This window comes from Allobosea sp. P4_E12, from assembly GCF_056401655.1.
Genome location: NZ_JBFUIY010000121.1, coordinates 1 through 1,597, shown reverse-complemented (window position 1 = coordinate 1,597; position 1,597 = coordinate 1). Strand labels below are relative to the sequence as shown.

1 protein-coding gene is annotated in these 1,597 nt (G+C 63.4%); it reads right to left on the bottom strand.

Features of this window, described 5'->3' with window-relative positions; translation table 11 throughout:
* Positions 1 to 90: 90 nt before the first annotated feature.
* Complete coding sequence (locus AC1DW9_RS36570; RefSeq protein ID WP_476777487.1) at positions 91 to 1,530, bottom strand: IS1182 family transposase; 1,440 nt, start codon at positions 1,528 to 1,530, stop codon at positions 91 to 93.
* Positions 1,531 to 1,597 lie beyond the last annotated feature (67 nt).

Genomic DNA, 1,597 nt, shown 5'->3' with positions numbered 1-1,597 from the left:
CGAGGCCGTGTGCAAACGCGCTATTGGGATGCCTGAGGTGTGCGCCGCGTCGTCTGCGGGTGAAGTTGGACGAGAGTCGCGGCGACCCTTTCAGGTCCGCATCGCCAGAATGAGCGGCCCAGCGCCAAGGATGGCGATCACTCTCTTCAGATTGTAGGCCAGGACGTGGAGGCTCATCTCCGTACTGACGTTTTTGAGGGACTTGGTCTTGAAGTGGGTCGCTCCCATCCAGGCCTTTAAGGTTCCGAAGGGGTGTTCGACGGTGGCTCGGCGGATGCGCATGCTCTTGGGCGCGCGATCCAGCCGTTCCTGCATGGCCTCGATCACCGCCTCATGCTCCCAGCGGGTGACCCGTCGCTCGACGCTCGGTGTGCACTGGGGCTTTAAGCGGCAGCTCTGACAGCTGGCGCGGTCCCAGTAGCGATGCAGGGTCAGGCCCTTCTCCACCGTCGTCATGTGGCGGGGCAGCAGCGCCCCCGATGGGCAGCGGTAGACGTCCTGCTCGGGCAGGTAGGCGAAGTCCTGCTTGCCGAACCGGCCGTCGGCCTTGGCGCCGGAAGTCAGGGGCTTGGGCATGAGGGGCGTCACGCCGATAGCCTCGCAGGCCAGGATCTCCTCGCCGGCGAAGTAGCCGCGATCGGCCAGCACGTCGAGCGTTTCGACGCCCATTTCGGCCTTGGCTTGGCCGGCCATGCCCGAGAGTTGACCGCGGTCGTGGCCGATGTTGGTGACCTCGTGCGCGACGATCAGGTGGTGAGTGATGTCCACCGCCGTCTGCACGTTGTAGCCGACCATCCCCGTGCCCTTGCCGTTGGTGGCCATCGCCCGCGCATCCGGATCGGTCAGAGATATCTGCTGGTCCGGCGCGGCATGCACCTCAGCCTCCAGGGCCTTGAAGGCTTTCATCTGCTCCTTGAGGGCGGCGATCTTGTCTTTCAACCGCACCGTCTTGGCCTGGGCCAGTTCGCCATCATGTCGATCGGCCGTCTCCAGCGCCGACATGTAACGCTCGATGCTGGCCTCCACCTGCTCCATCCGACGCTGGATCGAGGCACGCGTAAAGTTCTTGTCGCGCGTGTTCACCGCCTTGAACTTGCTGCCGTCGATGGCCACGATCGCGTGGGTGAAGAGATCCAGCCGGCGACACAAAGTGATGAACTGCCGGCAAGCCGCCCGGATCGCCGAGCCGTTGTCCYTCCTGAAGTCGGCGATGGTCTTGAAGTCCGGCGCCAGCCGTCCCGTCAGCCACATCAGCTCGATGTTGCGCTGCGCCTCGCGCTCCAACCGACGGCTCGATTGCACCTGGTTGATGTAGCCGTAGACGTAGATCTTTAGCAGCACGCCCGGATGGTAGCTCGGACGGCCCGTCGCCTCGGGAACCACGCCTTCAAAACCCAGTTGGCCCAGGTCCAATTCATCAACGAAGACGTCGATCACCCGAACCGGATTGTTCTCCGACACGTAGTCGTCAAGATACTCGGGAAGCAGGACACCCTGCCGACGGTCTTCACTCTCAACGAAGCGCTTCATCTAAGCTCCCGGAGCATCACCTCCAGGAATCCTAGCCGACTCGGCTCTTTTCACACAGCCTCCACCC